Raw genomic sequence first — 26,060 nt, 5'->3', positions numbered from 1 at the left:
GCGAAAGATCCGATCCGCCGCTCAAGCGGCCTGGGCGATGCCCTCCATCCAGCCACGCACGCGCTGGAAGCCAAGTTCGACCAGGTTGAGGTAGTGCCGGTTGGACACCGGTCGCTGCCCGCAGTTGGCCAGCAGCAGATTCGCCGTCTCGAATCGTTCGACCTTGCGCCGGCCGCGGCCGCAGTAGTAGCCGCGCAGCGCGCACGCCATTGCCACGTTGTCGCGCGCGACAGCAGTGATGATGTCTTCGATCTGCTGCGCCAGCTGATCCGTTTCCAGGGGTTTGTATCCCTGGGCCCGGCCGGGCATGTCACCGCGATGCTCGATCAGCACCGCCAGCAGGTTGCGGGACTGGAAGCCGAGGTATTCGCAGTCGCGATGCAGGGCATATTCGCCGCCCCAATGTTCCAGCCGGCTGCGGACGTACTCACCGAACGTATCAAGCTGCATGGGGGGCTTCTCCTTTGAGGTGCGACGGGGCCGGGCCGAAGACATCCGGGCGCAGGGATTCGCGGCGTACAACGCCTGCCGTGGCCAGCTCGATGCGCCGGCACAGCCGCGCGCCGGGCAGCTTGTGGCCGCGGGCGATCATGTAGAGGGTCCGCAGCGCGCAACCGGTCTGGTGGGCCAGGCGGCGCATGACGGGGCAACTGGGGGTGCCGTAGCCCCCCTGGGAGATCGCGTAGTCGATGAGGTTCATGACGCACACATTACCGTGCAGGTAATGGCAAGTCAATACCGTTTTGGTCATTTGCTGGATTGGTAATGCAGCGCACCATCTACGCATGGACGCCAGTACCGCCCGCACCCACAACATGCGCCTCCGCGTGGCCGCCGCCGGCGGCCCGGCCGAATGGGCCCGCCAGTTCGGTGGCACCCGCTGGGCACAGCCCCAGGTCAGCCAGTGGATTTCCGAGAGCAACCCGAAGAGCATCGGCAATCGTCTCGCGCGCGATCTTGAATCAGTGATGCAGCTTCCACATGGAACGCTGGACCGAGTCGATCAAGACGGAGAGATGTCGCTTCAGTCTCAATCTACGGGACTGGATTTCGAGAAAATGAGCGCTGCGGTCAAGGTGCTTTCGCACTACCTGGAGCTGGTCGGCGATCCACCGGAATGGATCTACGATCCCGTGCTGCTGGAGACCGCATTCACGGTCGTGGACGAGTTCGGTCAGCCTTCTGCACCGGACAACGTGCTCGACCTGACGAAGCTTCTGGCAAGACGGATCAGGGAGGCAAAGGATGACTCACACGCGACTCGAGGAGCTCGCACAGCGGTTGGCCGCTAGGACCCAGGAACTGCGCGGCGAGCGCAACCCGGCCCCGGCCTTGCGGGTGGTGGCGGGAGATGCACATGGGGTTCGCGGGGAGAGGCGCATGGACGCGATCATGCGCGAGTGGCATTGCCGCATGATCCGCAACGTGCGCCGGCGCTGGGGCGAGCCCATGCAGCATGTGATCGACCAGGCCTGTTGCGGCGTGGTCAACATCGAGCAGCTTGCCGACGACGCACTGATCCAGTTGCACAAGGACATGGAGCGCGCCGAGGAGTGCATCCGGGAAGGCATTTCCTTCCACGACGCCGGGCTGTTGCGCGCGCATTACGGCTGACAGCGCCCCTGACCGGCCGGAAACGGCCGGTTTTGATGACGCCAATTACCTTTGATTACCAATATTTTTACCGCAAAGGTAATTGGATCGAAGCGAGCGACGTGAGGTCAACAGCGACGGATGCGCGCGCTTGGGACGCCGCCTCCTCGCACCTGCTGATCCGCTGGCACCCGCTGCCTGCGGGTCCACCGACAACACCCGCAGCACCGAATCGTTGCTGCGGCGCTTCCCGCACTGCCGAAGCGCTTTCGAGGAAGCAAAAAAAAAGGCGCCCGTGGGCGCCTTGATCATCAATGCATTGGTGGGCCGTGAAGGATTCGAACCTTCGACCAAAAGATTAAAAGTCTTCTGCTCTACCGACTGAGCTAACGGCCCAATGCATTGCCCCGGCCTTTCGGCGGGGTGGGCATTCTACCCTACTTTGCCGGGTCGCGCGAAACCCCGACATGCCGAAGATGCCGGCCAGCGGCCGGCACGACACGATCCGGTCAGCCGGCTTAAACCTTTCGGACGGCGACCGCATCCCATCTGCGATCCCACCATGGAACTCCGGATGCGCCTGACCCTCAGCCTGCTTGCCGCACTGCTGTTGCCCTGCACAGCGTTGGCCTCCCCGTCGCAGGTCGTCACCGACGACATCGCCCGCTTCTGGGCAACCTACGATGCGGTGCGCGCCGAGCCCGATGCCGAGCGCCGGGTTGCCCTGGTCCAGCAGCGCTACATCGATCCGGGCAGCACCGGCCTGCACGCATTGATGCAGGTCCGCAACTACAGCGCCCGCGAGTACGCCGAGGCCATGCAGTCATGGCCACGCTTCTGGACCTCGGTACGACCGTTGACTGCCAACGCGCAGCAGGCCAGTGCAACCCTGGAACGGGATCTTTCCGCCTTCCGCACGCTCTACCCTGCACTGCGCCCGGCCACCATCACCTACGCGATCGGCGTGCTGCGCACCGGCGGTACCACCTTGGGCGACAGGGTGCTGATCGGTGCGGAGATGGCGCTGGGCGACGCGAGTGTGGACGTGAGCGAGCTGCCGGAGCGGATGCGCAGCCGACTGCGGATCTTCTACGACAGCCAGCCCGGTGCGAACAACGCGCAGAACAACCTGCACGAGTACGTGCATACCCAGCAGCGCGAGACCACCGGCAGCCTGGCCCAGTACGCAGTACGCGAAGGCGTTGCCGAATACGTGGCAGAGCGCATCAGCGGCCGCCGTCCAGCACTGCCGCTGTACACCTACGGGCCCGCGCACGAAGCGGAAATCCGCATACGCTTCGTTGCGGAGATGCACGGGGACAGCCTGGACAACTGGCTGTACAACAGCGCGCGCAATCCGTTCGGGGTGAGTGATCTGGGCTACTACGCCGGCTACCGCATCGCGCAGGAGTACATGCGCCAGCAGACCGACGAGAAGGCCGCCATCGCGCGGATGATCGAGCTGGACTATGCCGATCCGAAGGCGGTGCGGGCGTTCATTGAAGCGTCGGGGTGGTTGCAGGCCCGGTAGCGGCGGGCCATGCCCGGGCGACCAGGGAGTGCGAGCCAACGGTTCGCACCCACCCAGGTGCAGTCAAACGGTTCGCACCCACCGCAGTGCAGTCAGGCGTACAGCGTCGGGTCGGGCACGCCGGCTTCGGTAAAGCCCTGCGCGCGCAGGCGGCAGGCATCGCAATGGCCGCAGGCGGCGCCGTTGGCGTCGGCGTTGTAGCAGGACACGGTCAGGCCGAAGTCCACGCCCAGGCGCACGCCTTCACTGACGATCTGGCCCTTGCTGAGGAACTGCAGCGGTGCGTGCACCTTGATGCCCGCGCCCTCCACGCCCGACTTGGTGGCGAGGTTGGCCAGCGCCTGGAACGCAGCCACGAACTCGGGGCGGCAGTCCGGGTAGCCGGAGTAGTCCACGGCGTTGACGCCGCAGAAGATGTCGTTGGCGCCGAGCACTTCGGCCCAGCCCAGGGCCAGCGACAGCATGATGGTGTTGCGCGCCGGCACGTAGGTGACGGGGATGCCGGCACCACCAGCCTCGGGCACGTCGATGTCGTCGGTCAGTGCCGAACCGCCGATGCTGCGCAGGTCCACATCCACGGTCTTGTGCGCGACCACGCCCTGGGCCTTGGCCACGCGGGCGGCGGCATCCAGTTCGGAGGTATGGCGCTGGCCATAGCGCACGCTCAGGGCATGCACGGCGAAGCCCTGTTCCTGGGCCATGGCGATGACGGCGGCTGAATCCATGCCGCCGGAGAGAAGCACGACTGCCTTCTTCATGGGAAAAACGTCCGGTTGGGAGGGGAAAGCCAGCACGCTGTCCCGCGCCGGAGCTACATCAGGGAACGCTGCGCCGGCTCATCGGCCCGGCTCGTCGTTCCACAGGATTTTATGCAACTGCATCTGGAAGCGCACCGGCAGCCGGTCCTCGACGATCCAGTCGGCCAGCTGGCGTGCGGTGATCTCGCCCTTGCTGGGCGAGAAGAACACCGTGCAGCGCTTCACCAGTTCATGCTCGGCGACCATGGCCTTGGCCCAGTCGTAGTCCTCGCGGTTGCAGATGACGAACTTGATCTGGTCGCGTGCGGTCAGCAGCGGCAGGTTTTCCAGGCGGTTGCGGGCGGCTTCGGCCGAGCCCGGCGTCTTGATGTCGACCACGCGCGACACGCGCGGGTCCACCGCGCTGACGTCCAGTGCACCCGAGGTTTCCAGCGAGACGTCCATGCCGGCATCGCACAGCTTTTCCAACAGCACCAGGCAGCGCTTCTGCGCCAGCGGCTCGCCACCGGTCACGCAGACATGGCGTACGCCCTGGGCCAGCACCTCGGCGACGATGTCGTCGATGTCCCACCAGGTGCCGCCGTGGAAGGCATAGGCGGTGTCGCAGTACTGACAGCGCAGCGGGCAGCCGGTCAGGCGCACGAACACGGTCGGCCAGCCGGCGGTATCGGCTTCGCCCTGCAGCGAGGTGAAGATCTCGGTGATCTTCAGGCGTGGCAGCGGCGACTGCACGATCTCGCTGGGCGTGGCGGCGGCGCTGGACGGGGTAACGGCGGTCATGGCGGGTACTTCTTGGTGGGACACGTGGCGGGGGAGCTACCGTGGCCGGTAACGAACGCAGCCGAACATGGCTCGGCCCTACAACTGCGGCCGGTCGGTCAGGGTCCAGCCGGCGCTACCGGGTCCGGGCGTTTTTGCCCGTCCGGAAACGAAAGCAGCCGAGCGTGGGCTCGGCTCTACGGAACACGCATTGTACGCCGGATCAGCGGATCTGCTTGCCGAGGCGGATCGACTGCAGGCGGTCCTGCGCGGTGCGCGCGGCGTCCGAGCCGGGGTACTGCGCCACGACGGCCTCCAGCGTCTGCTGGGCCTGGTCGACCTTGCCCTCGCCATACTGCGAGAGGCCAACCTTGAGCAGGCCGCCAGCGGCCTTGTCGTGGGTCGGATAGCGCGAGAGCAGTTCACGGAACTGGGTCTCGGCCATCGGGAAATTGCGGGTGGCGTAATAGCTCTCGCCCAGCCAGTACAGCGCGTTCGGCGCGTACACGCCGTTCGGGTACAGCTGCAGGAAGCTCAGGAACAGCTGCGCCGAATCATCGTACTTGCCGGCCTTCAGCGATTCGAAGGCGACGTTGTAGGAGGTGCGCTCGTCACCGGTGGCGGCAAGGCTGCCGGCATCACCATGGACCGAAGGCGGCCGCTCGGAAGGGGCCGCCGCTGCGGGATTTGCCGGGGCCGGAGCGGCCTTCGGCGCGCTCGCCGGAACGGGCGGCAGGGCCGGGGCGGCAGTGCCCCCTTCCAACCGGTTCAGGCGGCTGTCCAGATCCAGGTACTGGTCCTGGGCGGACTGCTTGAGCTGGGCGTTGTCGTGCTGCAACTGCTCGATCGAGGCCTGCAGGCTGGTGACCTGCTGCCGCAGCTGATTGATCTGGTTCAACAGGTCCTGGTTGGCACTGTTGTTGTACATCTGCTGCTCGAGCGCGCCGACGCGGTCGGCCAGGCTCTGCCGCTGTGCATGCGCCGGTGCGGCAGCCACGAGGGCTGCCGCAACGACCAGCATCAGTTTGATGCCAATGCGCATGGATTACTGCGCGGTGTAGACGATTTCGACGCGACGGTTCTGCGACCAGCAGGACTCGTTCGACTCGGTGCAGACCGGACGCTCTTCACCGTAGGACACGACGGTCAGCTGCGAAGCCGAGCCACCGTTGGCCTGCAGCGCCGAGTTGACGCCGTTGCCACGACGCTCGCCCAGGGCCTGGTTGTACGCGCGCGAACCGCGCTCGTCGGTGTGGCCCTGCAGGGTGATGCGCGAGGACGGACGGTCACGCAGGTACTTGGCGTGGCAAGCCATGATGGCCTGGAATTCCGGCTTCACGTCTTCCTTGTCCAGGTCGAAGTAGACAACGCGCTGGCGCAGGCAAGCGTCGGTGTCCAGGTCGCCCGGGCCGTACAGGCCGGAGGTCGACGGACCGGTCGGGGTGGTGGTCGAGGTGCCGGTGTCGACCGGGGCTACCGGCTCTTCCTTCACCTTCTTCGAGCAACCGGCCAGGACGGCCACAGACAGCAGGGAAACAAGCAGAACACGGGTGGACTTGTTCATGGCGATACCTTTGTGGCTCCTAGGCCGATGAGGGGTTCAAGACAACGAAAATATTAACACTCTTTTAGCGCTGGGTACGGTATGGGGACCATGCCGGTTCGCGCACATCACCATCGGCCAGGACCAGGCGCTGGCGAACCCGCGCATCGGCCGAGACGGCATACAACACACCCCGCCCACCTTCGCGGGCGGCGTACAGCACCATGCTTGCGTTGGGCGCAAAGCTCGGAGACTCATCCAGCGAACCCGGGGACAGCGTGCTCCAGCGGGGCGAACCCAGCGAGCTGTCCATCATCGCGATCTTGTAGCTGTTGCCCGAGCCCTGTGCGACGGCGATCTTCTTGCCATCGTAGGACACCGAGGGCTTGGCATTGTAGTTGCCCTGGAAGGTCACGCGCTCGGCGCTGCCGCCACCGGCACCGACCTTGTAGACCTGCGGACGGCCGCCGCGGTCGGAGGTGAAGTACACCGCACTGCCGTCCGGTGCCCAGGTCGGCTCGGTATCGATGGCGAAGTGGTTGGTCAGCTGGGTCAGCTGCTTGCTGCCCAGGTCCATCACGTAGATTTCCGGGTTGCCCGAGCGTGACAGGGTCAGGGCCAGCTTGCGGCCGTCCGGCGAGAATGCCGGGGCGCTGTTGATGCCACGGAAGCTGGTGACCAGCTCGCGTGCGCCGGTGCCGATGTTCTGGATGTAGATCGCCGAATTGCCACGCTCGAAGCTGACGTAGGCCAGCTTGCTGCCATCCGGGCTCCACGACGGCGACAGCAGCGGCTCGGCCGAACGCACGATGGTCTGCGGGTTGTAGCCGTCGGAGTCAGCCACCATCAGCGCATAGCGCATGGCGTCGCCCTTGCCACTGGCGGTGACGTAGGCGATGCGGGTCCAGAAAGCGCCGCGCACACCGGTGATCTTTTCGTAGATGGCGTCGGCCATCTGGTGGGCAACGTCGCGCATGGCATTGCCACGAGCGGTCATCGCCAGGCCCAGCAGGCGCTCGCCCTTGGGCACGTCGAACAGTTCGTACTCGACGCGGTAGGCGCCGGCACCGGCGTCGAGCACGCGGCCGACGACGATGTAGTTCTGCTTCAGCGCGCGCCAGGTGGCGAACTGGATGTCGCCACCACGCACGGGCTTTTCGACGATCTGCGCTTCCGGCAGCGTGCGGAACTGGCCCGAACGCTCCAGGTCGGCGCGGACCACGCCGGCGACGTCGGTCTGCGGAGCGGCCGACGAACCCTGGTAGGGCATCGGCACGATGGTGATCGGCAGGGCGGAGGCATTGCCGCCGATGATGTCGATATCCAGCCCCTTCTGCTGCGCGACGGCAGCAAAGGGCAGCAACAGGGCCGCAAACACGGCAAGCCAGCGAGGCATCTTTTTCATGGAGCGCTCAATAGGGGGAAACCGGAACGAGGGATAACAAAGCAGGAGTGAACCGCTTCGCAATCATGAACCAAGGGTACGTGAATTCCGGGTCAGTTCCAGCCCGTCTTCTCACGCACCGTTAACGTCGTGGCTAACATCGCACCGTCTGCCCCGGTCACGCCGCCCTGCAGGGCGGTGTTCGACAGCAGCCCTCAGCCTGCCCGGTCGAAACCGAGCACACCAGAGGCAAGAGCGACAGCCGTGGGCGCGGGCGGCCTGGTGACCGCCCTGCCCGGCCCGATCAATCCTGCGCGGTAAAGGTCAGGTTGAGCGTGCGGTTGAATACCGACTCGAAGCCCCGGTAGGGCAATGGCTGGGCATTGAGCACGGCAGCCTCGATCGAGCGCTTGCCGGCCTCGTCATAGGGGCAGTTTGCACCCACCTTGGCCTGCAGTACCTGCCCACCCGGGATCTGGGTGATGGTCACCTGGCACTTCTGCCCCAGCGGCACGCTGTCCGGGCGAGTCCAGGTGTCACGCACTTTGGCCTGGATCGCCGCAGCGTACTTGGCGGTCAGATCATCGCTGTTGCCACCACCACCGGCAGCCGGCCGCGAGGCACCACTGGCACCGGCAGCCGCACTGCCGGCGGCATTGCGCGCGGCGGCGACCTGGCGCAGTTTCTGCTCGGCCAGCTTGGCTTCCTTTTCGGCCTGCTCGCGGCGGGCACGCAGCTCGGCGATCTTCTTCTGCTTCTCGGCTTCGGCCTTGTCAGCGGCCACGCGCTCCTGCTCGGCCTGCTTCTTCTTCTCGTCCGCTTCCTGCTGCTTGGCCAGGCGCAGCTTCTGCTCCGCTTCTTCCTGGCGCTTGCGTTCGGTCAGGTCGATCTGCTCCTGGCGGCGCTTGGCTTCCTGTTCCTGCTTGGCCTTCTCCTGCGAGATGGCCAGCGCACTCACCGCTTCCTGGTCCTTGGTATCCGGCTGCGCGACACGCTCCTGCGCCTGTTGCTGCTGGGGCGTGGGGGCGTCCTGCGGGCGCGGCTCGGGAATCGGCTGCGGCGGCGGAATGGTGTCTTCCGGCACCGGGATCGGCTCGGCAACCGGCGGCGGCAGGTCTTCCAGCTTCTCCGACTGGCGCAGCGCCTGGCGCGCGGCGGACGCCTCGGATGCGGACAGCGCCAGGCTGGCCTCGACCGATGGGTCACCGGCGGCGGCCTCGGTGTTGCGCTCGGGCGACCACAGCCAGGCGCCGATGAAGATCAGCGCGACCAGCAGGTGCACCAGCACGGCCAGCACCAGGGGCAGGCCCCAGCCGGGTTCGCGCTGATGCGGGGGTGGCAGGGCGTCAGCGTGCATCGGTGGCCAGGCCTACCTTGTCTACCTTGGCGCGCTTGATCACGTCCATCGCGGCGATGACCTTTTCATAGGCCACGGCGCGGTCGGCGGCGACGATCACGCGCACGCCCTTGTCCTGGGCGGCGATGCCGGCCAGGCGGCCTTCCAGTTCCTCGGCCGACACGGCGGCCGGTTCCTTGGCGTCGGGCAGCTTCAGGCTGAGCTGGCCGTCCTGGCGCACCGAGACGATCACCGGGTCCTGCTTGCTTTCCAGCGCCTTGGCGTTGGACTGCGGCAGGTCGACGTCGAAACTCAGGGTGAGCAGTGGCGCAGTGACCATGAAGATGATCAGCAGCACCAGCATGACGTCGATGTAGGGAACGACGTTGATTTCCGATTTCAGCTTGCGGCGCTTGCGGCGACCGATGGCAGCGGACATGGCTTGGACTCCCGGGTCAGGCGCTTACTCGTCGCCAGCGCTCTGGCGCTGCAGGATGGAGCTGAACTCTTCGGCGAAGGTCTCGAACCGCACCGACATGCGCTCCACGCGGGTGGTGAAGCGGTTGTAGGCCCACACCGCCGGGATCGCCACGAACAGGCCGATGGCGGTGGCGAACAGCGCTTCGGAGATGCCCGGCGCGACGGCGGCGATACCGGCCTGCGCACCGCTGCTGATCATGTCGTGCATGGTCACCATGATGCCGAACACGGTACCGACCAGGCCCACGTACGGCGCGGTCGAGCCGATGTTGGCCAGCAGCTCCAGATTGCGCTCCAGCTGGTCCACTTCGCGGGTGTAGGTGGTGCGCATGGCGCGTTGCGCGCCTTCCAGCTGCGCACGGCCATCCAGGCGGCGCTTGTCGCGCAGGCGGCTGTACTCGCGGAAACCGGCTTCGAAGATGGCTTCCAGGCCGCCGACATTGCGGCTGCGGTCGGTGGCCGAGCTGTACAGCTTGCCCAGGTCGGCGCCGGACCAGAAGCGGTTCTCGAACTCGTCGGCTTCACGGGTGGCCTGCTTGAACACGCGGGCCTTGCGGAAAATGATCACCCAGCTGACGAACGAACCGACCAGCAGCAGCAGCACGATGATCTTCACCGGCAGGCTGGCCTTGGCCATCAGTTCGAGGTAGTTGATGCCGCCGCCAGTGGTGGCCTGGGCAAGGGTCTGTGTCGCGGCGTTGCTGACGTCGGCCGGCAGTGCCTCGGTGACCGTGGCCTGCAGGGCCAGGAGCGTTGCGATCATCCGTTGTTCCTCAGTGTTCGGATTCGGGGTGGAGGTGGGGTTGCAGCACGGCAAGGACGGCCTCGTCCATGCCACGCGGGCGGAAACTGGCCGCTTCCAGTGCGGCGATGCGGACCTGCGCCGACAGCAGCAGCTCGCCGTCGCGCAGGATCTGCTGGTCGAAGACCATGCTGGCCTTCTTCAGCTGGACCAGGCGGGCGCTCACCTGCAGGGTGTCATCCAGCCGTGCCGGCTTGATGAAATCCATCTGCATCGAGCGCACCGCGAAGACCATCCCGTGCTCGGCGCGCATGCGCTCCTGGCCGTAACCCAGCGCACGCATCCATTCGGTCCGGGCCCGTTCCATGAAGGCCACGTAGCGGGCGTGGTAGACCACGCCACCTGCGTCGGTATCTTCCCAGTAAATGCGTGTCGGCCAACTGAATCGCGGCTCAACCGACATCGGGAACCTCCGCGAACAGGTCCTGCGGCGGGTTCTTCGGCTTCAGGCCCATGTGCCGGTAGGCCTTGTGGGTGGCCATGCGGCCGCGCGCGGTGCGCACCAGGAAACCCTGCTGGATCAGGTACGGCTCGACCACGTCTTCCAGCGTGCCGCGCTCTTCGGACAGCGCTGCGGCCAGCGATTCAATGCCGACCGGGCCACCGTCGAAGTAGTCCACCATGGTTTTCAGCAGGCGCCGGTCAAGCTCGTCGAAGCCTTCCGGGTCGACCTTGAGCATCTTCATGGCCGCCTGGGCCACGGGCTCATCGATGTGGCCACCGGCCTTGACCTGGGCATAGTCGCGCACGCGGCGCAGCAGGCGGTTGGCGATACGCGGGGTGCCACGCGCACGGCGCGCGATTTCCCCTGCGCCATCGGCGGTGCAATCGATGCCGAGGATGGTTGCCGAGCGGCGCACGATCCGGGTCAGTTCCTCGACACTGTAGAACTCCAGGCGCTGGACGATGCCGAAGCGGTCGCGCAGCGGCGCGGTCAACAGGCCGGCGCGGGTGGTGGCGCCGATCAGGGTGAACGGCGGCAGGTCGATCTTGATCGAGCGCGCCGCAGGGCCCTCGCCGATCATGATGTCGATCTGGAAGTCTTCCATCGCCGGGTACAGCACTTCCTCGACCACCGGCGACAGGCGATGGATCTCGTCGATGAACAGCACGTCGTGCGGCTGCAGGTTGGTCAGCAGCGCGGCGAGGTCACCGGCCTTCTCGATCACCGGGCCGGAGGTCACCCGCAATGCCACGCCCAGCTCATTGGCGATGACGTGGCTGAGCGTGGTCTTGCCCAGGCCCGGCGGGCCGAAGATCAGCACGTGGTCGAGTGCATCGCCACGCGCCTTGGCCGCTTCGATGTAGATCTCCAGCTGCTCGCGCACGGGGGCCTGGCCGAGATAGTCGGCAAGGCGCTTGGGGCGGATGCTGGCGTCGGCGGCGTCATCCTCGCGGGTGGCGCCGGCGCCGATGATGCGGTCGTCGGTCATGCCGTGATTATGCGGTAAAACGAGTGACGACCAACGGTCGTCACCCACCAGAAGCGATAGAACGGTCGTCACCCACCAGAAGCGGTAGAACGGTCGTCACCCACCAGAAGGGGCAGAACGGTCGTCACCCACCAGAAGGGGCAGAACGGTCGTCACCCACCAGAAGCGGTAGAACGGTCGTCACCCACCAGAAGGGGCAGAACGGTCATCACCCACCAGAAGGGGCAGAAATGCCCGGCATGGGCAGAAGTACCCGATAGCGGCCGACCGTTGGTCGGCCGGCGCGTCAGATCTCCACCTGCGCGCCGAGCTCCACCAACCGGTTGCCCGGAATGCGGAAGAAGCCGGTCGCGGGGGCGGCATTCCTGTGCATCAGCGCGAACAGCTTGTCGCGCCAGATCGGCATGCCGCGGTTGGCGGTGGCAACAATGGTCTCGCGACTGGCGAAGAAGGTGGTGTCCATCGGGTCGAAGTAGATGCCGCCGTGGTCGCACGAGCGCATCAGCGCCAGCGGCACGTCCGGGGTCTCCATGAAGCCGAAGCGCACGTAGACGCGATAGAACTCATCGCCCACCGATTCGATCTTCAGCCGCTGCCCCTCCTGCGCATAGGGAACCGGCAGCGTCACCACGTGCAGGAACACGTTGCGCTCGTGCAGCACCTTGTTGTGCTTGAGGTTGTGCATCAGCGCGTGCGGCGCCACGGTCGGGTCGGCGGTGAGGAATACCGCGGTGCCCGGCACGCGCACCGGCGGCGCCAGCATCAGGCCCGGCAGGAAGGTATCCAGGCGGATGCCGTCCTTGCGGATCTCATCGCGCAGCAGCTCGCGGCCACGGCGCCAGGTGCGCATCATGGTGAACAGGAAGATGCCCAGCACCACCGGGAACCAGGCGCCCTGCAGCAGCTTGGCGCCGTTGGCGATGACGAAGCCAAGGTCGATGATGAAGAACACCACGCACAGCGGCAGGATCCAGTTGCGTGCCTTCGGCCACAGCGAACGCGCGACCAGGGCCAGCAGCAGGGTATCGATCAGCATGGTTGCCGATACCGAGATGCCGTAGGCCACGGCCAGGTTGGAGGAGCTGCGGAAGGCCAGCACCAGGCCGATCACCATCACCGCGATGCCCCAGTTGATGCCGGGGATGTAGATCTGGCCGATGGTGTCGTGCGAGGTGTGCTTGATGCGCATGCGCGGGATGTAGCCCAGCTGCATGGCCTGGCGCGAGACCGAGAACGCGCCGGTGATCACCGACTGCGAAGCGATCACCGCAGCCATGGTGGCCAGGATGATCATCGGGTACAGCGCCCACGATGGCACCGCCTCGAAGAACGGGTTCTTCAGTGCCTCGGGGTGGTTGAGCACCAGTGCGCCCTGCCCCAGGTAGTTCAGGACCAGGCACGGCAGCACGAAGAAGTACCAGGCGTGGCGGATCGGCTTGGCGCCGAAGTGACCCATGTCGGCGTACAGCGCTTCACCGCCGGTCACCGCCAGCACCACCGCGCCGAGGATGAAGATGCCGTGCCAGCCGTGCTCCATGAAGAAGCGGATCGCCCACCACGGGTTGAATGCCTTCAGCACTTCGGGTGCGTCGACGATGTTGTAGATGCCGATCGCCGCCAGCGAAATGAACCAGATTGAGGTGATCGGCCCGAACAGCTTGCCGATCTTCTCGGTGCCGAAGCGCTGTACGGCAAACACCGCCAGCAGCACCACCACGGTGATCGGCACGATGAAGGCATGCAGCCCGGGGGCGGCGACCTCCAGGCCTTCAACGGCACCCAGCACCGATATCGCCGGCGTGATCACACCATCGCCAAAGAACAGCGACGCGCCGAAGATGCCGAGGATGCCCACCACATACGCCGAGCGTGACCCGTTGCGCAGGGTGCGCTGGGTCAGCGCCATCAACGCCATGATGCCGCCCTCGCCATCGTTGTCGGCGCGCATGATGATGGTCACGTACTTCAGGGTGACCACGATGTTCAGTGCCCAGAACGCCAGCGACAGCACGCCCAGCACGGTGTCATGGTCGCTGTTGAGCCCGTAGTGCGGCGAGAACGCCTCCTTCAGGGTGTACAGCGGGCTGGTGCCGATATCGCCGAAGACCACGCCGATCGCACCGATGATCAGCGCCAGTCCCCCGGCCGGGGGGGCGTGACCGTGACCGCCAGGGGCGGCTGTGTGCGGGGTTTGACTGCTGGACATGGGACTCCTGGCGAAGCTCAGGCGGTTCGTGGAAGGGAAAAGGGGCGGATCAGCGCAGCGCCGACTGCAGGGCCTTGCGGATCACGGTGGCCACTTCGTCGCCTTCATTGAAGGCGTCGCGGGCCATGCGTGCCGCTTCGGCCGGCTTGTAGCCCAGCTGCTGCAGTGCCACGGTCGCGTCGGACAGCGGGTCGGCCGGGGCCGGGCCGCTGCCGGTGGGCAGCGCACCGCCGGCACCGAACTGGGCGGCGCGATCGCGCAGTTCCAGCACCATGCGCTCGGCGGTCTTCTTGCCGATACCCGGGATGCGGGTCAGCGCGGTGATGTCACCGGCCTGGACCATGCGCGCGAACTCTTCCACGGTGACGCCGGACAGCACGGCCAGCGCGATCTTCGCGCCGATGCCACTGACCTTCTGCACGTCGCGGAACAGGCGCCGCTCGCCCTCGCGCAGGAAGCCGTACAGCGAGACGCTGTCCTCCTTCTGCGAGTAATGGGTGTACAGGGTGACCTCACGGCCGAGTTCGGGCAGGTCGTAGAAGGTGCTCATCGGCGCCTCCAGTTCGTAGCCCACTCCGTTCACGTCCACCACCAGCCACGGCGGCGCCTTGTAGGCGACGATGCCGCGCAGTCGACCGATCATTGCGTGCAGCTCCTCATTTGCGGCCCCACGCCTGGCGGGCACTGAGCCCCAGGCGGTTGGCCGTTGCCCTTACGTGGGCATGGGTGATGGCCACGGCCAACGCGTCGGCCGCGTCGGCCTGCAGCTTGGTTTTCAGGTTGAGCATGAGCCCGACCATGTGTTGAACCTGTTGCTTTTCGGCGCCACCGCGGCCGACCACGGCGAGCTTGATCTCGCTGGCGGCGTATTCGTGCACCGGCAGGTCGCGCAGCACAACGGCCGAGATCGCCGCGCCCCGGGCCTGGCCCAGCTTCAGCGCCGAATCGGGATTGCGGGCCATGAACACCTTTTCGATGGCCACTTCCTGCGGCTGGTACTCGCGGCACAGGTCGGCCAGGCCCAGCACCAGCAGCTTCATGCGCTGCGGGAAGTCGTCGGCGCCCAGCAGCACCAGCGGCTGGTGGTGCACGTGGCTGATGCGGCCGGCGGCGTCGACATCGATGATGCCAACCCCGGTCCGCTGCGAACCGGGGTCGATGCCGAGGATGCGGGTCATGCTGCGCTCCTGGCGTGGCGGAACGGGATGCGCTGGCAGGCGTATGGGCTCATGACTGTCCGCGGTGACCGTTCAGCGGCCCGCGCCCAGGCCGTCGAAGACGGCTCAGGCGTAGGCGTCGGCGCCGAGTTCGGCGTTGGAATACACGTCCTGCACGTCGTCCAGGTCTTCGAGCATGTCCAGCAGCTTCTTGACCTGCAGGGCGACGTCGCCTTCCACCTTGATGTCGTTGTCCGCGCGGAAGGTGATCTCGGCGTGGTCGGCGACATGGCCGGCGGCGGCCATCGCATCCTTCACTGCATTGAACGCCTCAGGGCTGGTGACCACATCGATCGAGCCGTCATCGGGGTAGACCACGATGTCGTCGGCGCCGGCCTCGATGGCCGCTTCGGTAATGGCTTCCTCGTCGGCGCCGGCGGCGAAGCTGAGCACGCCAAGACGCTTGAACATGAAGGCCACCGAGCCCTCGGTGCCCATGTTGCCGCCGCACTTGCTGAACGCATGGCGGACATCGGCCACGGTGCGCACGCGGTTGTCGGTCAGGCAGTCGACGATCACGGCCACGCCACCCGGGGCGTACCCCTCGTAGCGGATTTCCTCGTAGTCGACGCCTTCCAGTTCACCGGTGGCCTTCTTGATGGCACGCTCGATCACGTCCTTGGACATGTTCACGGCCAGGCCCTTGTCCATGGCCACGCGCAGGCGCGGGTTGTTGTTGGGGTCGCCTCCACCGCCGCGCGCGGCAACGCCGATCTCGCGGATGATCTTGGTGAAAATCTTGCCGCGCTTCGCGTCGGACGCGTTCTTGCGGGCTTCGATGGAGGGGCCTCTACCCATGGGTGCTACCGTCTGGCTGCTTCAGGATCAAGGCGCGGATTCTACCTGATCGGGCGCTGCAACCGTGTCTAGGGCGCATTGTTGTAGAGCCGAGCCGATGCTCGGCTCAGCGGCGCCTGACCGAACAGCAGCCGAGCGTGGGCTCGGCTCTACAGAACGGTCCCACCGCCGGGCCTTACGCGGCGGCGGCGTCGCGGCTGTGGTCGAACTGGCCGTGGCGCAGGAAAAAGGCGGTCTGCCGCGCGGCATCGGGCGACACCACCAGGCCGCTGTGGCTGGTGCGGACCACGCAATGATCGGCCAGGCCCGGCAGGCGGGTCTCGGCCAGCGCCACGGTGCCGTCGGAGGCATCGTCGATCGCCCCCAGCAGGCTGCCCAGCCCATGCGGCACGGAACCGGCGATCAGCCCGACTTCGGCATTGCCCTGCCAGTCCGGCAGGCCATCCAGCAACAGTTCGCTGCTGCGGCCCAGCGCCAGGCCCCAACCGTGCTCGGACAGCGAACGCGCGGTGCCGCTGCCGCGCAGCGGCGAGCCCAGGCAGACCACGCGCTGCACCGGCAGCTGCGGATTGCGGCGCAGGGCTTCCAGCGCCAGCAATCCGCCCAGGCTGTGGCCGACCAGCGACAGCGGTCCGGCATTGGCCAGGCGCTCCAGCAGCTGCGGCACGGCCACGTCGGGGCCACCGAACACCGAGGAATAGCCGAACGCATGCACCTGGAAACCACGCGCACGCAGGCGCCAGGCCAGTGGCCCGACCCAGGCACGGGCATTCCAGATGCCATGCAGCAGCAATACGGGGGGAGTCATGCAAACAGCCTGGCGGTCAGCGGGGCAGGAACGAGAGATGATTGAACACGCGCGCGCAGCAAGCGGCGGTGAACGTCAGGCCGCGCGTGGTGCGCGGCGCAGGATGAATTCGAGGTCCTGGGTGTCACCGACCGGGAACAGGTACTCGCCGGCCTTCTCGAAACCGTAGCGGGCGTAGAAGCGTTGCGCGCCGAAGTTCTCCGACCACACGCCCAGCCACAGCGTGCGCGGGCCTTCGTGCTCCAGCCAGGCCAGCGCGGTTTCCAGCAGGCGGCTGCCCCAGCCGCAGCTCTGCTGCGTCTTGATCAGGTACAGGCGCTTGAGTTCACCGTCACCGGGTTTCACATCCGGATGCGGCAGGCCGCAAGGGCCCGCGGCGGCATGGCCGACCGCCTCCCCATCCAGTTCCAGCAGCCACACCGCGTAATCGGGATGGGCCAGGATCACGCGCTGGCGCTCGACCGTATAGGCCTCCTCAAGGAAGGCCTGCAGGTCCTGCGGCGGATACAGATGGCCGAAGGTTTCGGTGAACGTGCGAGCGGCCAGCGCCGACAGGGTCGGCGCGTCGTCCACAGTGGCGCGGCGGATCGAATACATGCAGGAAGTTGACGTCAGGGTGAAGCGCGGGTCAAGCCTTTTCAGACGATTCCGCTTCTTCTTCCTCGTCCTCTTCCTCGTATTCCTCTTCGTCCTCGTCCTCTTCTTCCTCGCCTTCCTCGTCCTCGTCGTACTCTTCCTCTTCCTCTTCGTCGTCCTCGTAATCCTCGACGCCGAAGTCTTCACCGTCCCAGCGGCCTTCGCCGTCGGCGACGAAGGTCAGGGCCATCGCCGCCGGGTTGGTTCCGACACGGACCAGCCAACCACCGAACACGCGGGCACGCTCGGTGACCAGGTTGGCCTCGGAGCCTTCATTGCCCAGCTTTTCCCACTCCAGCGAAAACGCAAACTCGGTCATTGCCTGGATCTCCTGATCAGTTGGTCTTGGGGCGAACCTGGATGTGCACTTCGGCCAGCTGCGCGTCGACGATCGGCGACGGCGCATCGGTCATCAGATCCTGTGCACCGGTGGTCTTCGGGAACGGGATGACGTCGCGGATCGACTCGGTGCCGGCCATCAGCGCGGCGATGCGGTCGATGCCGAAGGCGATGCCACCGTGCGGCGGCGCGCCGTAGTTCAGCGCGTCGAGCAGGAAGCCGAACTTGGCGCGGGCTTCCTCGGCACCGATGCCGAGCAGCTCGAACACTGCGCTCTGCATGTCCGGACGGTGGATACGGATCGAACCGCCGCCGATTTCATTGCCGTTGAGCACCATGTCGTAGCCGCGCGAGACGGCGGTACGGGCGTTGGCGCGCAGGTCGGCAATGTCGTCCACGGCCGGAGCGGTGAAGGGGTGATGCAGGGCGACGTAGCGCTGTTCTTCCTCGTCCCATTCGAACATCGGGAAGTCGGTGACCCACAGCGGCGCCCAACCGTCGGCGACCAGGCCGAAGTCCTTGCCGGCCTTCAGGCGCAGCGCACCCATGAAATCGGAGACCTTGTTGTAGCCACCGGCACCGAAGAACACGATGTCGCCGTTGCCGGCGCCGACATGGGCAACCAGCGCAGCGAAGGAGGCTTCACTGAAGAACTTCTGGATCGGCGAGCTGACTTCGCCGTTGTCGGCGATCTTGATGTAGGCCAGGCCCTTGGCGCCGTACTTGGCGGCATGCGCGGCGTACTCGTCGATCTGCTTGCGGCTCAGCGCTGCACCGCCCGGGATGCGCAGCGCGGCGACGCGGCCTTCGGCATCGTTGGCCGGGCCGGTGAACACCGGGAACTCGCTGTCCTTGACCAGCTCAGCCACGTCGACCAGCTCCAGCGCGATGCGCAGGTCCGGCTTGTCCGAACCGTAGCGACGCATCGCCTCGGCCCAGGTCATGCGCGGGAAGCTGGCATCCAGCTGGACGTCGACCACCTCCTTGAAGATGGCGCGGATCATGTCTTCGACGAAGTCCTGCACGTCGCGTTCGCGGACGAAGGCGAACTCCATGTCCAGCTGGGTGAATTCCAGCTGGCGGTCGGCACGCAGCGCTTCGTCGCGGAAGCAGCGCGCGATCTGGTAGTAGCGGTCGAAGCCGGCCACCATCAGGATCTGCTTGAACAGCTGCGGGCTCTGCGGCAGGGCGTAGAACTCGCCCGGGTGCATGCGGGCCGGCACCAGGAAGTCACGGGCGCCTTCCGGGGTGGCCTTGGTCAGGATCGGGGTTTCGATGTCCTGGAAGCCCTTTTCGTCCAGGTGGCGGCGCAGGGCCTGCACCAGCTTGATGCGGGTGCGCTGCATGCGCTGCATTTCCGGGCGGCGCAGGTCCAGGTAACGGTACTTCAGGCGGGTTTCCTCGCCCGGGTTCTCGTGGGCGTGGAACGGCAGCGGCGCGGCCTTGTTCAGCACGGTGATGGCGGTGGCGATCACTTCCACCTTGCCGGTGCGCATCTTGTCGTTCACCGCGTGGCGGGCGCGCACGACGCCTTCCACCTGCAGCACGTCCTCGTAGCCCAGCGAAGCGGCCACGGCGAACACTTCGGCGTTGTCGACCTCCACGGTCACCTGCACGATGCCTTCATGATCCCGGAGATCGATGAAGCAGACGCCGCCCTGGTTACGGGCCACGTCGGTCCAGCCGGCGAGGGTGACAGTCTGGCCAATCAGGGTCTCGTCGACCAGGCCGCAGAAGTGGGTACGCATGGGGGGAAGCTCCGCTGGAGAACGCCGGCGCCGGATGGGGGCCGGAAAGCCTCGTATTCTGCGGCCGAGGCCCCGGCCGGGGCAAATCCGGCCAGTCACACCGGCTTGATCGCCCCCTTCCCTATAGTCAGGCACCTGCCACCGTATGGGATGCCGCCATGAAACCGCTGTCCCTGGCCAGCCTGGCCGTGACCCTGAGCCTGGGCGCCATCGCCACGCTCGCCCTGCCCTCCGCCCCGGCCGCCGCACAGGACGGGGTGATCCGCTGCGAGAGCCAGAACAACCGCGAACGGGTCTGCAACACCGGCTGGCGCAATGCGCAGCTGGTCCGCCAGCTGTCCGGCAGCGCCTGCGACGAAGGCCGCACCTGGGGCAGCCGCAATGGCAGCATCTGGGTCACCAATGGCTGCCGCGCCGAATTCGTCGAGGCCCGCGGTGGCTGGGGCGGCGGCAACGGCGGTGGCTGGGGTGGCAACAACGGCCGCCCCGGCGAGACCATCCGCTGCGAGAGCCAGAACAATCGCGAGCGCAGCTGCCCGGTTGGCTGGCGCAATGCCCGCCTGGTCCGCCAGCTGTCCGGCAGCCCCTGCGACGAAGGCCGCACCTGGGGCGTGCGCAATGGCGCGGTGTGGGTCAGCGGCGGCTGCCGCGCCGAATTCGCCGAAGCCCGCGGCTGGGGCGGCGGCGGCGGCGGTGGCGGTGGTTGGGGGGGCGGCAACAGCAACTACTCGATCACCTGCAGCAGCAACAACAACCGCACGCAGAACTGTGACTGGGATGAGCGCCAGGGTCGGCCCGTGCTGCAGCAGCAGCTGTCCGGCAGCGCCTGCCAGGAGGGCCGCAGCTGGGGCTATGCACGCGGCCAGGTATGGGTGAGCAATGGTTGCCGGGCGCGCTTCGGCGCGCGCTGAATGCCGGTTTGAGCATGGGGTCGGATCCCTGGCCGACGGCCAGGGCTCTGACCCCGGTCAGGTATCCCGCATCCACGCATGGCGTGGATCTACTGGGGGTCGTTCCGGGTTCGGAGCCCTCCACAGCAGGGATCCGGCCCCGGAATCAGGGGGCCGGCGCCTTCTCGTCGCCCCACGGCGGCGGCGGCAGGTCGACCGGCTTGCTCAGGTCGAACTTCACGCGGAAGCGGCGGCCCTCCGGGCGCGTCAGCTCGTAGACGAAGGCCTGGTCCGGGTCGATCTCCATCGCCCAGGTGTTGTGCGTGGACGCCAGCATGTCGGCACGACGGAACATCGCCACCGAATCGGAGTCGGCCGGGAACTGCTGGCGCTCGGCGGTGCCCGGCGGCGTGCTGTCGCCGCCGTACAGGGTGATCGCATCCGCGCTGCCATCCTGATGGCGATGATCATGCTTCAGGCGCAGGCCGTTTGCGGTGCGGGTCAGCACCCAGGTGCGCGAGTGGTCATCCCCCACATGGAAGGGAATCCGCAGTTCATGGGCAGGGTCGGCACAGCCGCGCACATGCATGACCAGGCGCTGGCCGGCGAACGGGTCCTTGCCGGTTGGTGCCGGCGTGTCTTCCACCACCCGGCCCTCATAGGCCTGGCCGCAATGCGCGGCGATGGCGGCCATGAAGGCATCGGCCGGCGCGGTCGCCAGGTCATGGGCGACCGTATCGGAACGCTGCGAACAGGCAGCGAGGCTGAGCAGGAGGGCGGAAGCGGCAACAACGGCAGGCAGTCTCATGCCCCAACCCTAACCACCCTGGCCGATGCACGCAAACCACGCGGACCGGCCACCTCACGTCAGTGGTGCAGCCAGACTTCGCAACCGCCCACATCCTGCTTCTGGCCACCAGCGGCATAGCGGCCGGTGATCTCGGCCATCCACCGCCCGCGCTCAGGGCTGCTGCCCACCTGGTTGGGGCAGTTGACCAGCGCCGCCAGCGGCAATCCACCCAGTGCCGCGTCATCTGCGGCCAACGATGCGAGCACCTCGTCCGATGCCCAGTCCGGGATCATCACGGCACGGCGGCCGGAGAAGTACGGCAGTTCGGACGACCAGTCCTGCCCGAACGCGACCACCACACCCTGCGCCGTCGTGCCGCTACGGATGACCTCGGCGATCTGCGAAACCGGCGTCGGCTCGCGTGCCTCCCTGATGTCCTTCAGCGACTTCACCAGGCCAAAGCCCACCGACAGCACGCACAGGAAGATCGCCAGCGCGACGCCACGGCGCGGCTTGCCCGCCGCTTCGGCCGCCATCACCGTCGACCACAGCACCAGGCCGATGATCGAGGTGGCGAACACGATGTTGGCCGCCTGGTAGTAGGGATGGGCGATGTGCAGGTTGGTGAAGACCAGGAACGGCGCCAGGTAGGCCAGCAGCAGGATTCCCACCGCCGCGCGGGTGCGCTTCTGCCACAGCCCGGCGATGACGAAGACGAGGAAGATCCAGTTGGAGCCGATCGCACCGGAGAAGCGCTTCTTGAACACCGTGCCCCACCAGGTCGCCGGATCCAGGCGCTGCTGCAGGGTGCCGTAATTCCAGGTGGACAGCGCGTCGGAAGTGATCTGCCGGCCCAGCGCCGACTGCGCCTTCAGCGCGTCGGCATGCTGCAGCCAAAGGCTGAGCGTGGCCAGCACGGCAAGCGCGGACAGGCCACCCCAGAACATCAGGCGCCAGTGCTGTTGCAGCCACTGCGGGCGCCAGCCGTGCTCACGCAGGGCCAGCCACAGGAAGGCCAGCGCAACGAACGCGGCAAAGCCGAAGAACGAGGTGACCTTGATGGCCGCCGACAGCACCGCCGCGACGATTGCGACCAGGCCCACCCACGCGCGCGGCTGGCTGCGCAGGCGCGCCATCGCCCAGACAAAGAGCAGGCCGAAGAACACGGCGCTGGACTCCATCATCACCGAGCGCCCCCAGAACTGCGCGTACGGCGAGACGGCAAAAGCGCCGGCGATGCACAACGCCAGCGTGCGGTCAGGACGCCACGCCAGCAGCGTGCGGTAGACCAGCCAGATGCAGCCGGCATGGAAGACGGTGGAGACCAGCCGCCCGCTGTTGTCGGCACTCATGCCGGTGATGCTGGACAGCAACGCCGCCAACCACTGGTAGAACGGGAACTCGAAGGGAATCGACCAGGGCGCACCCAGCACCGGGGTCACGTAGTCCAGCCAGGGGCCGCCGCGCAGCAACCAGTCGATCGACAGCGCAGTCTGGGTCTGCCGGAAACCGGAGGCATCGACCGGTGGCATCGACCAGCTGCAGACCAGCAGGATCAGCAGCGTGATCGCCGAGAACCACAGCAGGATCTTGCCTGGCAACAGGCTGCGGTCTGGGTTGCTTTCCTGGGTCACGCCTGTTGCTCCTGACAGTGGCCGCCCACGACAGGGCGCGCTTCACGGGCGCGCAGTGTCTGCGTTGGCGCACGCCAGTGCAAGCCGCTGCACGCGGCTGCGTGCTCAGCCCTGCGGTGGCAGCGGCGCCTTCAGCGGCTCGGCGTGGACCACTTCGGTGGCCGCTACCGGAGCGGTCTCTCCCTCGCCCGCCGGTTCCTGCTCCACCGGATCGACGTCGAACGGTGTACGGAACACCAGCGACGGCAGCAGCGTGGTCAGTGCGGCATACAGCAGCAGCGCGCCGAACAGTACCGCCGGAATCTGGAAACGCTCGCGCATGATCGCCGCCAGCACCAGGGTGAAGATCAGGGTCGGGGCCAGCGCCAGCGAGACCCGCAGGCTGCTGCGGAAGCTCTCGCCGAACATCACCCGGCGCTGCAGCCAGACCACGCCGATGCGCAGCGGCAGCACCACCAGGGTGATCACGATGCCCAGCCCCAGTGCCTCGAAGCTCAGTGCTTCGCTGGGCACCTTGGTGCCGGCATTGAAGAAGTAGAACGGCACGAAGAACGAGGCGAACAGGCGCAGCGCGTGCAGGTTCTCGTGCGAGGCCAGCAGCGGCATGCGCTGGTGCAGCAGGCGCGCGACCAGGCCGGCGATGAATGCCCCCACCAGGTAGTACACGCCCAGCAGATAGGTGATGTACGCCGCGACCATGCCCACCATCACCAGCAGCGAGAACTCCGAGCCCGGCGCGTGCGGCGCCACCCAGCGGCCCAGCGCGATGAACAGCAGCGGCAGGCCGACCATCATCGCCAGCAGTGCCAGGCTGGACAGCGCCATGTGCCCCGGATCACCGGCCTGCAGCACGATGAACAAGGCGGCCAACGCCAGCAGTTCACCGGCAATGGCCTTGCTGGTGACCCAGAACCGCTCGTCCTCGCTCAGGCCCAGCCGTGACAGCGAGTCCATGATGAAGCCGGTGGAGGGCGTCAGCAGCGCCAACGCCAGCAGCCCGGCGGCCTGCCACGGCAATCCCGCGTAGCGCCAGGCCAACCAGCCGACCCCGAACAGCGTGGCGCTGCGGATCACCAGATGCGCCAGCAGCGGCCACATGCCGCGCCGCAGTGCCTGCAGATCCACTTCCAGGCCGGCGAACAGGAACAGCGAGGATATTCCCAGCGTGGCCAGCAGGCCGATCACCGCGTCGTGCGCCTGGTCGCCCAGCCACAGCATGCCGATGATGCCGAACAGCAGGCAGGTCAGCGGCGCGGGCAGGCTGAATCGCTGCAGCGCACGCGGGATCACCAGCAGCGCGAAGATCAGCAGCAGGTAGATCAACTCATGGCTCATGGGGGACTTCCGTGTGGTTCGAACGCGCGCAGGATGCGCGTGCTGATCCGATCCGGCAAGCGGTTTCTGGATGACTCCCGGTTACCTCATCCGATCAGTCGATCGGCGATGCGCCCGACCTGTGCCAGTACCGCGGCACGCTGTTCGTTGCTGATCGCCCCGGCCTGCAGATAGGCGGTCAGCACCCACGGCGCGCCGCCGGCCAGTGGCCACAGCACGGCGATGTCGTTGCGCGCGTCCTCACCGTTGCTGCCCGTCTTGTCACCCACCCGCCAGCGCTTGCCGAGCCCCGCGCGCAGGCAGGCATCACCGGTTTCATTGTCGATCAGCCAGTCGGCCAGCTGCTGCCGTGAGGCAGGTTGCAGCACCTCGCCCAGCACCACGCGCTGCAGGGTCGCGGCCATCGCCGCCGGCGTGGTGGTATCGCGCGGATCGCCCTCGGCGAAGGTGTTCAGTTCCGGCTCCAGCCGATCACTACGGCTCACCGGATCGCCACTGGCACGCAGGAAGGCGGTCACTGCCGGCGGGCCACCGACCACACCGAACAGCAGGTTGGCGGCGGTGTTGTCACTGGTGATCAGCGTGGCCCGGCACAGGTCGCGCACGGTCATGTCCTTGCCGGCGTGGCGACGGGTGACCGGAGCGTGCGAGAGCAGGTCGGCATCACGCACCGGCACGCGTGCGTCCAGCAACGCCGGCGTGCGCTCGGCCTGGCTGAGCACGGTGGCCGCCAGCATGCTCTTGAAGGTGCTGCACATCGGGAAGCGCTCGTCCTGGCGATGGCCGGAACGGCGGCCGCTGGCGGTGTCGAGCAGGGTCACCCCCAGGCGGCCGGCACAGGCCTTCTCCAGCGCTGCGAAATCTGTGGCAGCGGTGATGGCGGCATCGCTCGGCGGGTGGGTGGACACCTTGCCGGCGGCACGGGCCAGCAACGGCAGAGTGAGCGAAGAAGCGACGGCGGCACCACTGAACTGCAGGAATCGGCGACGGGCGAGCATGCGGGTTCTCCAGGGGGACTGCTCGATTATTGAGGCCTCACCTGGGGGCGACCAGCGCAAAAAATCATTGATAGACATTACTTCAACTAATGCCTATCACGTTCAACCCCTTATTTTTCCGAAATGACGCGCTGGCGGGTTAGGATCAGCCATCACTCCAGCTCACGACTGCGCGATGCTGCACCCTACCCTGCCCCTGAACGCGCTGCGTGCCTTCGAAGCCGCTGCGCGCCATCAGAACTTCACCCGTGCCGCGCTCGAGCTGTGCGTCAGCCAGGCCGCGCTGAGCCACCAGATCCGCGGCCTGGAAGACCGGCTCGGCATCCGCCTGTTCCATCGCCTGCCACGCGGCGTGGCGCTGACCGACGAGGGCGCGGCGCTGTATCCGGTGCTCAACGAATCGTTCGAGCGCATCTCGGCCAGCATTGCCCGCTACACCGGCGGTCCGGCCCGCGAAGTACTGACGCTGGGCGTGGTCGGCACCTTCGCCACCGGCTGGCTGCTGCCACGGCTGGCCGCGTTCGAGGCGGCGCACCCGGACATCGAGCTACGCCTGCAGACCCACAACAACCGCATCGACCTGGCCGGCGAAGGGCTGGACCTGGCGATCCGCTTCGGTGATGGCGACTGGCAGGGCCAGGCCTGTACGGCGATCCTCGATGCCCCCTTCGCGCCGCTGTGTGCCCCGGCATTGGCACGGCGGCTGAAGCAGCCGCGCGACCTTGCCACACTACCGTTGTTGCGCTCCTACCGCAGCGACGAATGGCCGCGCTGGCTGCAGGCAGCCGGCGTCAGCGGCGTGGAAGCGCGCGGGCCGGTGTTCGATTCCTCACTGACGGTGGCGATGGCCGCCGCCGGTGGTGCCGGCGTGGCCCTGCTGCCCTTGCGCATGTTCGAACAGGAACTGGCCGAAGGCCGCCTGCTGCAGCCCTTCGGCACCACGCTCGAGCTGGGCCGCTACTGGTTGACGCGGCTGCGCTCGCGCGCCGAGCGCGAGCCGGCAAAGCGCTTCCGCGAGTGGCTGCAGACGCAGGCATGAAAA

General features: G+C 66.9%; 29 protein-coding genes and 1 tRNA gene. 5 read left to right on the top strand and 25 right to left on the bottom strand.

Going from position 1 to position 26,060, the window contains the following annotated elements; genetic code table 11:
* Window positions 1-21: 21 nt before the first annotated feature.
* Together B9Y64_RS08640 and B9Y64_RS08635 are read right to left on the bottom strand one after the other, a co-directional pair.
* Entirely contained in the window at window positions 22-450 is a 429-nt protein-coding gene (locus tag B9Y64_RS08640) for a hypothetical protein (RefSeq protein ID WP_057494732.1), read from the bottom strand.
* The gene (locus tag B9Y64_RS08635; RefSeq protein WP_100440329.1) at window positions 440-700 is read right to left on the bottom strand and encodes a YdaS family helix-turn-helix protein; all 261 of its coding nucleotides are present in this window, start codon (window positions 698-700) and stop codon (window positions 440-442) included. The genes B9Y64_RS08640 and B9Y64_RS08635 overlap by 11 nt, the downstream gene beginning before the upstream one ends.
* An 85-nt stretch (window positions 701-785) precedes the next feature.
* Here B9Y64_RS08635 and B9Y64_RS08630 point away from each other — a divergent pair, with 85 nt between their 5' ends.
* Both B9Y64_RS08630 and B9Y64_RS08625 read left to right on the top strand, forming a co-directional pair.
* Window positions 786-1,292 (top strand): hypothetical protein, encoded by a 507-nt coding sequence (locus B9Y64_RS08630; protein ID WP_100440328.1) that lies wholly within the window; start codon window positions 786-788, stop codon window positions 1,290-1,292.
* Window positions 1,293-1,380: 88 nt separating this feature from the next.
* Window positions 1,381-1,614 carry a hypothetical protein gene (locus B9Y64_RS08625; RefSeq protein WP_032958956.1) on the top strand — a complete coding sequence of 78 codons (234 nt, stop codon included), beginning with the start codon at window positions 1,381-1,383 and terminating at the stop codon, window positions 1,612-1,614.
* 299 nt (window positions 1,615-1,913) lie between these two features.
* Here B9Y64_RS08625 and B9Y64_RS08620 read toward each other — a convergent pair.
* A tRNA-Lys gene (locus B9Y64_RS08620) sits at window positions 1,914-1,989 on the bottom strand.
* A gap of 178 nt (window positions 1,990-2,167) precedes the next feature.
* Here B9Y64_RS08620 and B9Y64_RS08615 point away from each other — a divergent pair.
* The gene (locus B9Y64_RS08615) at window positions 2,168-3,124 is read left to right on the top strand and encodes a DUF2268 domain-containing putative Zn-dependent protease (RefSeq protein ID WP_100440327.1); all 957 of its coding nucleotides are present in this window, start codon (window positions 2,168-2,170) and stop codon (window positions 3,122-3,124) included.
* 92 nt (window positions 3,125-3,216) lie between these two features.
* Here the strand turns inward: B9Y64_RS08615 and queC are convergent, their stop codons facing one another.
* The 18 genes from queC to aspS form a co-directional block, all read right to left on the bottom strand.
* Window positions 3,217-3,882: a 7-cyano-7-deazaguanine synthase QueC gene (queC, locus tag B9Y64_RS08610; RefSeq protein WP_043400548.1), complete on the bottom strand. Its 666-nt coding sequence runs from the start codon at window positions 3,880-3,882 to the stop codon at window positions 3,217-3,219.
* Between the two features lie 78 nt (window positions 3,883-3,960).
* Window positions 3,961-4,662 (bottom strand): 7-carboxy-7-deazaguanine synthase QueE, encoded by a 702-nt coding sequence (gene queE / locus B9Y64_RS08605; protein ID WP_100440326.1) that lies wholly within the window; start codon window positions 4,660-4,662, stop codon window positions 3,961-3,963.
* 202 nt (window positions 4,663-4,864) lie between these two features.
* On the bottom strand, window positions 4,865-5,683 hold the full coding sequence (gene ybgF / locus B9Y64_RS08600) for a tol-pal system protein YbgF (protein ID WP_100440325.1): 819 nt from the start codon (window positions 5,681-5,683) through the stop codon (window positions 4,865-4,867).
* A gap of 3 nt (window positions 5,684-5,686) precedes the next feature.
* Window positions 5,687-6,205 carry a peptidoglycan-associated lipoprotein Pal gene (gene pal, locus B9Y64_RS08595; protein WP_053450575.1) on the bottom strand — a complete coding sequence of 173 codons (519 nt, stop codon included), beginning with the start codon at window positions 6,203-6,205 and terminating at the stop codon, window positions 5,687-5,689.
* A gap of 64 nt (window positions 6,206-6,269) precedes the next feature.
* Complete coding sequence (gene tolB, locus B9Y64_RS08590; protein ID WP_014038220.1) at window positions 6,270-7,589, bottom strand: Tol-Pal system beta propeller repeat protein TolB; 1,320 nt, start codon at window positions 7,587-7,589, stop codon at window positions 6,270-6,272.
* Window positions 7,590-7,872: 283 nt separating this feature from the next.
* Entirely contained in the window at window positions 7,873-8,925 is a 1,053-nt protein-coding gene (tolA, locus tag B9Y64_RS08585) for a cell envelope integrity protein TolA (RefSeq protein WP_100440324.1), read from the bottom strand.
* Window positions 8,915-9,343 carry a protein TolR gene (gene tolR / locus B9Y64_RS08580; RefSeq protein ID WP_006438804.1) on the bottom strand — a complete coding sequence of 143 codons (429 nt, stop codon included), beginning with the start codon at window positions 9,341-9,343 and terminating at the stop codon, window positions 8,915-8,917. Before tolR ends, tolA begins: the two co-directional genes overlap by 11 nt.
* Before the next feature lie 24 nt (window positions 9,344-9,367).
* Window positions 9,368-10,147, bottom strand: coding sequence for a protein TolQ (gene tolQ, locus B9Y64_RS08575; RefSeq protein WP_079222896.1), 780 nt, complete (start codon window positions 10,145-10,147; stop codon window positions 9,368-9,370).
* 10 nt (window positions 10,148-10,157) lie between these two features.
* A complete protein-coding gene (gene ybgC, locus B9Y64_RS08570) occupies window positions 10,158-10,589 on the bottom strand; it encodes a tol-pal system-associated acyl-CoA thioesterase (RefSeq protein WP_071229045.1) in 432 nt (143 codons plus the stop codon).
* Window positions 10,579-11,619, bottom strand: coding sequence for a Holliday junction branch migration DNA helicase RuvB (gene ruvB, locus B9Y64_RS08565; RefSeq protein WP_100440323.1), 1,041 nt, complete (start codon window positions 11,617-11,619; stop codon window positions 10,579-10,581). The genes ybgC and ruvB overlap by 11 nt, the downstream gene beginning before the upstream one ends.
* Window positions 11,620-11,905: 286 nt before the next feature.
* A complete protein-coding gene (locus tag B9Y64_RS08560; protein ID WP_100440322.1) occupies window positions 11,906-13,825 on the bottom strand; it encodes a potassium transporter Kup in 1,920 nt (639 codons plus the stop codon).
* 49 nt (window positions 13,826-13,874) lie between these two features.
* Window positions 13,875-14,468: a Holliday junction branch migration protein RuvA gene (ruvA, locus tag B9Y64_RS08555; RefSeq protein ID WP_005410756.1), complete on the bottom strand. Its 594-nt coding sequence runs from the start codon at window positions 14,466-14,468 to the stop codon at window positions 13,875-13,877.
* Window positions 14,469-14,481: 13 nt separating this feature from the next.
* Window positions 14,482-15,003, bottom strand: coding sequence for a crossover junction endodeoxyribonuclease RuvC (ruvC, locus tag B9Y64_RS08550; protein WP_100440321.1), 522 nt, complete (start codon window positions 15,001-15,003; stop codon window positions 14,482-14,484).
* Window positions 15,004-15,108: 105 nt separating this feature from the next.
* Window positions 15,109-15,840 carry a YebC/PmpR family DNA-binding transcriptional regulator gene (locus B9Y64_RS08545; protein ID WP_100440320.1) on the bottom strand — a complete coding sequence of 244 codons (732 nt, stop codon included), beginning with the start codon at window positions 15,838-15,840 and terminating at the stop codon, window positions 15,109-15,111.
* A 175-nt stretch (window positions 15,841-16,015) separates the two neighbouring features.
* On the bottom strand, window positions 16,016-16,648 hold the full coding sequence (locus tag B9Y64_RS08540) for an esterase/lipase family protein (RefSeq protein WP_100440319.1): 633 nt from the start codon (window positions 16,646-16,648) through the stop codon (window positions 16,016-16,018).
* Between the two features lie 75 nt (window positions 16,649-16,723).
* Window positions 16,724-17,245 carry a GNAT family N-acetyltransferase gene (locus tag B9Y64_RS08535; protein ID WP_014038229.1) on the bottom strand — a complete coding sequence of 174 codons (522 nt, stop codon included), beginning with the start codon at window positions 17,243-17,245 and terminating at the stop codon, window positions 16,724-16,726.
* 31 nt (window positions 17,246-17,276) lie between these two features.
* Window positions 17,277-17,603, bottom strand: a complete 327-nt coding sequence (locus B9Y64_RS08530; RefSeq protein ID WP_100440318.1) for a DNA primase — start codon at window positions 17,601-17,603, stop codon at window positions 17,277-17,279.
* Between the two features lie 16 nt (window positions 17,604-17,619).
* Entirely contained in the window at window positions 17,620-19,371 is a 1,752-nt protein-coding gene (aspS, locus tag B9Y64_RS08525) for an aspartate--tRNA ligase (RefSeq protein WP_100440317.1), read from the bottom strand.
* A gap of 158 nt (window positions 19,372-19,529) precedes the next feature.
* Between aspS and B9Y64_RS08520 the strand changes: the two genes are divergently transcribed.
* Window positions 19,530-20,282, top strand: a complete 753-nt coding sequence (locus B9Y64_RS08520; protein ID WP_100440316.1) for a DUF3011 domain-containing protein — start codon at window positions 19,530-19,532, stop codon at window positions 20,280-20,282.
* Window positions 20,283-20,427: 145 nt separating this feature from the next.
* Here the strand turns inward: B9Y64_RS08520 and B9Y64_RS08515 are convergent, their stop codons facing one another.
* The 4 genes from B9Y64_RS08515 to blaL2 form a co-directional block, all read right to left on the bottom strand.
* On the bottom strand, window positions 20,428-21,069 hold the full coding sequence (locus B9Y64_RS08515; protein ID WP_100440315.1) for a hypothetical protein: 642 nt from the start codon (window positions 21,067-21,069) through the stop codon (window positions 20,428-20,430).
* A gap of 59 nt (window positions 21,070-21,128) precedes the next feature.
* Entirely contained in the window at window positions 21,129-22,685 is a 1,557-nt protein-coding gene (locus tag B9Y64_RS08510; RefSeq protein ID WP_100440314.1) for an ArnT family glycosyltransferase, read from the bottom strand.
* A 105-nt stretch (window positions 22,686-22,790) separates the two neighbouring features.
* Complete coding sequence (locus tag B9Y64_RS08505; protein ID WP_100440313.1) at window positions 22,791-24,020, bottom strand: cation:proton antiporter; 1,230 nt, start codon at window positions 24,018-24,020, stop codon at window positions 22,791-22,793.
* Between the two features lie 86 nt (window positions 24,021-24,106).
* Window positions 24,107-25,018, bottom strand: a complete 912-nt coding sequence (gene blaL2, locus B9Y64_RS08500) for a L2 family extended-spectrum class A beta-lactamase (protein WP_100440312.1) — start codon at window positions 25,016-25,018, stop codon at window positions 24,107-24,109.
* Between the two features lie 175 nt (window positions 25,019-25,193).
* Here blaL2 and ampR point away from each other — a divergent pair, with 175 nt between their 5' ends.
* The gene (gene ampR, locus B9Y64_RS08495; RefSeq protein WP_100440311.1) at window positions 25,194-26,057 is read left to right on the top strand and encodes a LysR family transcriptional regulator AmpR; all 864 of its coding nucleotides are present in this window, start codon (window positions 25,194-25,196) and stop codon (window positions 26,055-26,057) included.
* Window positions 26,058-26,060: the final 3 nt, after the last annotated feature.

The sequence above is a fragment of the Stenotrophomonas maltophilia genome (assembly GCF_002799245.1).
GTDB classification, from domain to species: Bacteria; Pseudomonadota; Gammaproteobacteria; order Xanthomonadales; family Xanthomonadaceae; genus Stenotrophomonas; species Stenotrophomonas maltophilia_S.
The sequence above is the reverse complement of the archived record's forward strand: the minus strand, read 5'-3'. Positions and strand labels throughout refer to the sequence as shown.

What these genes read in the sequence shown, in the direction of transcription:
- B9Y64_RS08530 (WP_100440318.1), bottom strand. Translation starts at nt 17,603, where the DNA reads ATGACCGAGTTTGCGTTTTCGCTGGAGTGGGAAAAGCTGGGCAATGAA.
- blaL2 (WP_100440312.1), bottom strand. Translation starts at nt 25,018, where the DNA reads ATGCTCGCCCGTCGCCGATTCCTGCAGTTCAGTGGTGCCGCCGTCGCT.
- B9Y64_RS08630 (WP_100440328.1), top strand. Translation starts at nt 786, where the DNA reads ATGGACGCCAGTACCGCCCGCACCCACAACATGCGCCTCCGCGTGGCC.
- tolB (WP_014038220.1), bottom strand. Translation starts at nt 7,589, where the DNA reads ATGAAAAAGATGCCTCGCTGGCTTGCCGTGTTTGCGGCCCTGTTGCTG.
- B9Y64_RS08545 (WP_100440320.1), bottom strand. Translation starts at nt 15,840, where the DNA reads ATGGGTAGAGGCCCCTCCATCGAAGCCCGCAAGAACGCGTCCGACGCG.
- B9Y64_RS08505 (WP_100440313.1), bottom strand. Translation starts at nt 24,020, where the DNA reads ATGAGCCATGAGTTGATCTACCTGCTGCTGATCTTCGCGCTGCTGGTG.
- queE (WP_100440326.1), bottom strand. Translation starts at nt 4,662, where the DNA reads ATGACCGCCGTTACCCCGTCCAGCGCCGCCGCCACGCCCAGCGAGATC.
- aspS (WP_100440317.1), bottom strand. Translation starts at nt 19,371, where the DNA reads ATGCGTACCCACTTCTGCGGCCTGGTCGACGAGACCCTGATTGGCCAG.
- ybgF (WP_100440325.1), bottom strand. Translation starts at nt 5,683, where the DNA reads ATGCGCATTGGCATCAAACTGATGCTGGTCGTTGCGGCAGCCCTCGTG.
- B9Y64_RS08520 (WP_100440316.1), top strand. Translation starts at nt 19,530, where the DNA reads ATGAAACCGCTGTCCCTGGCCAGCCTGGCCGTGACCCTGAGCCTGGGC.
- tolA (WP_100440324.1), bottom strand. Translation starts at nt 8,925, where the DNA reads ATGCACGCTGACGCCCTGCCACCCCCGCATCAGCGCGAACCCGGCTGG.
- B9Y64_RS08615 (WP_100440327.1), top strand. Translation starts at nt 2,168, where the DNA reads ATGCGCCTGACCCTCAGCCTGCTTGCCGCACTGCTGTTGCCCTGCACA.
- pal (WP_053450575.1), bottom strand. Translation starts at nt 6,205, where the DNA reads ATGAACAAGTCCACCCGTGTTCTGCTTGTTTCCCTGCTGTCTGTGGCC.
- B9Y64_RS08515 (WP_100440315.1), bottom strand. Translation starts at nt 21,069, where the DNA reads ATGAGACTGCCTGCCGTTGTTGCCGCTTCCGCCCTCCTGCTCAGCCTC.
- tolR (WP_006438804.1), bottom strand. Translation starts at nt 9,343, where the DNA reads ATGTCCGCTGCCATCGGTCGCCGCAAGCGCCGCAAGCTGAAATCGGAA.
- ruvA (WP_005410756.1), bottom strand. Translation starts at nt 14,468, where the DNA reads ATGATCGGTCGACTGCGCGGCATCGTCGCCTACAAGGCGCCGCCGTGG.
- B9Y64_RS08535 (WP_014038229.1), bottom strand. Translation starts at nt 17,245, where the DNA reads ATGTATTCGATCCGCCGCGCCACTGTGGACGACGCGCCGACCCTGTCG.
- queC (WP_043400548.1), bottom strand. Translation starts at nt 3,882, where the DNA reads ATGAAGAAGGCAGTCGTGCTTCTCTCCGGCGGCATGGATTCAGCCGCC.
- B9Y64_RS08540 (WP_100440319.1), bottom strand. Translation starts at nt 16,648, where the DNA reads ATGACTCCCCCCGTATTGCTGCTGCATGGCATCTGGAATGCCCGTGCC.
- B9Y64_RS08635 (WP_100440329.1), bottom strand. Translation starts at nt 700, where the DNA reads ATGAACCTCATCGACTACGCGATCTCCCAGGGGGGCTACGGCACCCCC.
- B9Y64_RS08560 (WP_100440322.1), bottom strand. Translation starts at nt 13,825, where the DNA reads ATGTCCAGCAGTCAAACCCCGCACACAGCCGCCCCTGGCGGTCACGGT.
- ybgC (WP_071229045.1), bottom strand. Translation starts at nt 10,589, where the DNA reads ATGTCGGTTGAGCCGCGATTCAGTTGGCCGACACGCATTTACTGGGAA.
- ampR (WP_100440311.1), top strand. Translation starts at nt 25,194, where the DNA reads ATGCTGCACCCTACCCTGCCCCTGAACGCGCTGCGTGCCTTCGAAGCC.
- B9Y64_RS08625 (WP_032958956.1), top strand. Translation starts at nt 1,381, where the DNA reads ATGGACGCGATCATGCGCGAGTGGCATTGCCGCATGATCCGCAACGTG.
- ruvC (WP_100440321.1), bottom strand. Translation starts at nt 15,003, where the DNA reads ATGACCCGCATCCTCGGCATCGACCCCGGTTCGCAGCGGACCGGGGTT.
- ruvB (WP_100440323.1), bottom strand. Translation starts at nt 11,619, where the DNA reads ATGACCGACGACCGCATCATCGGCGCCGGCGCCACCCGCGAGGATGAC.
- tolQ (WP_079222896.1), bottom strand. Translation starts at nt 10,147, where the DNA reads ATGATCGCAACGCTCCTGGCCCTGCAGGCCACGGTCACCGAGGCACTG.
- B9Y64_RS08640 (WP_057494732.1), bottom strand. Translation starts at nt 450, where the DNA reads ATGCAGCTTGATACGTTCGGTGAGTACGTCCGCAGCCGGCTGGAACAT.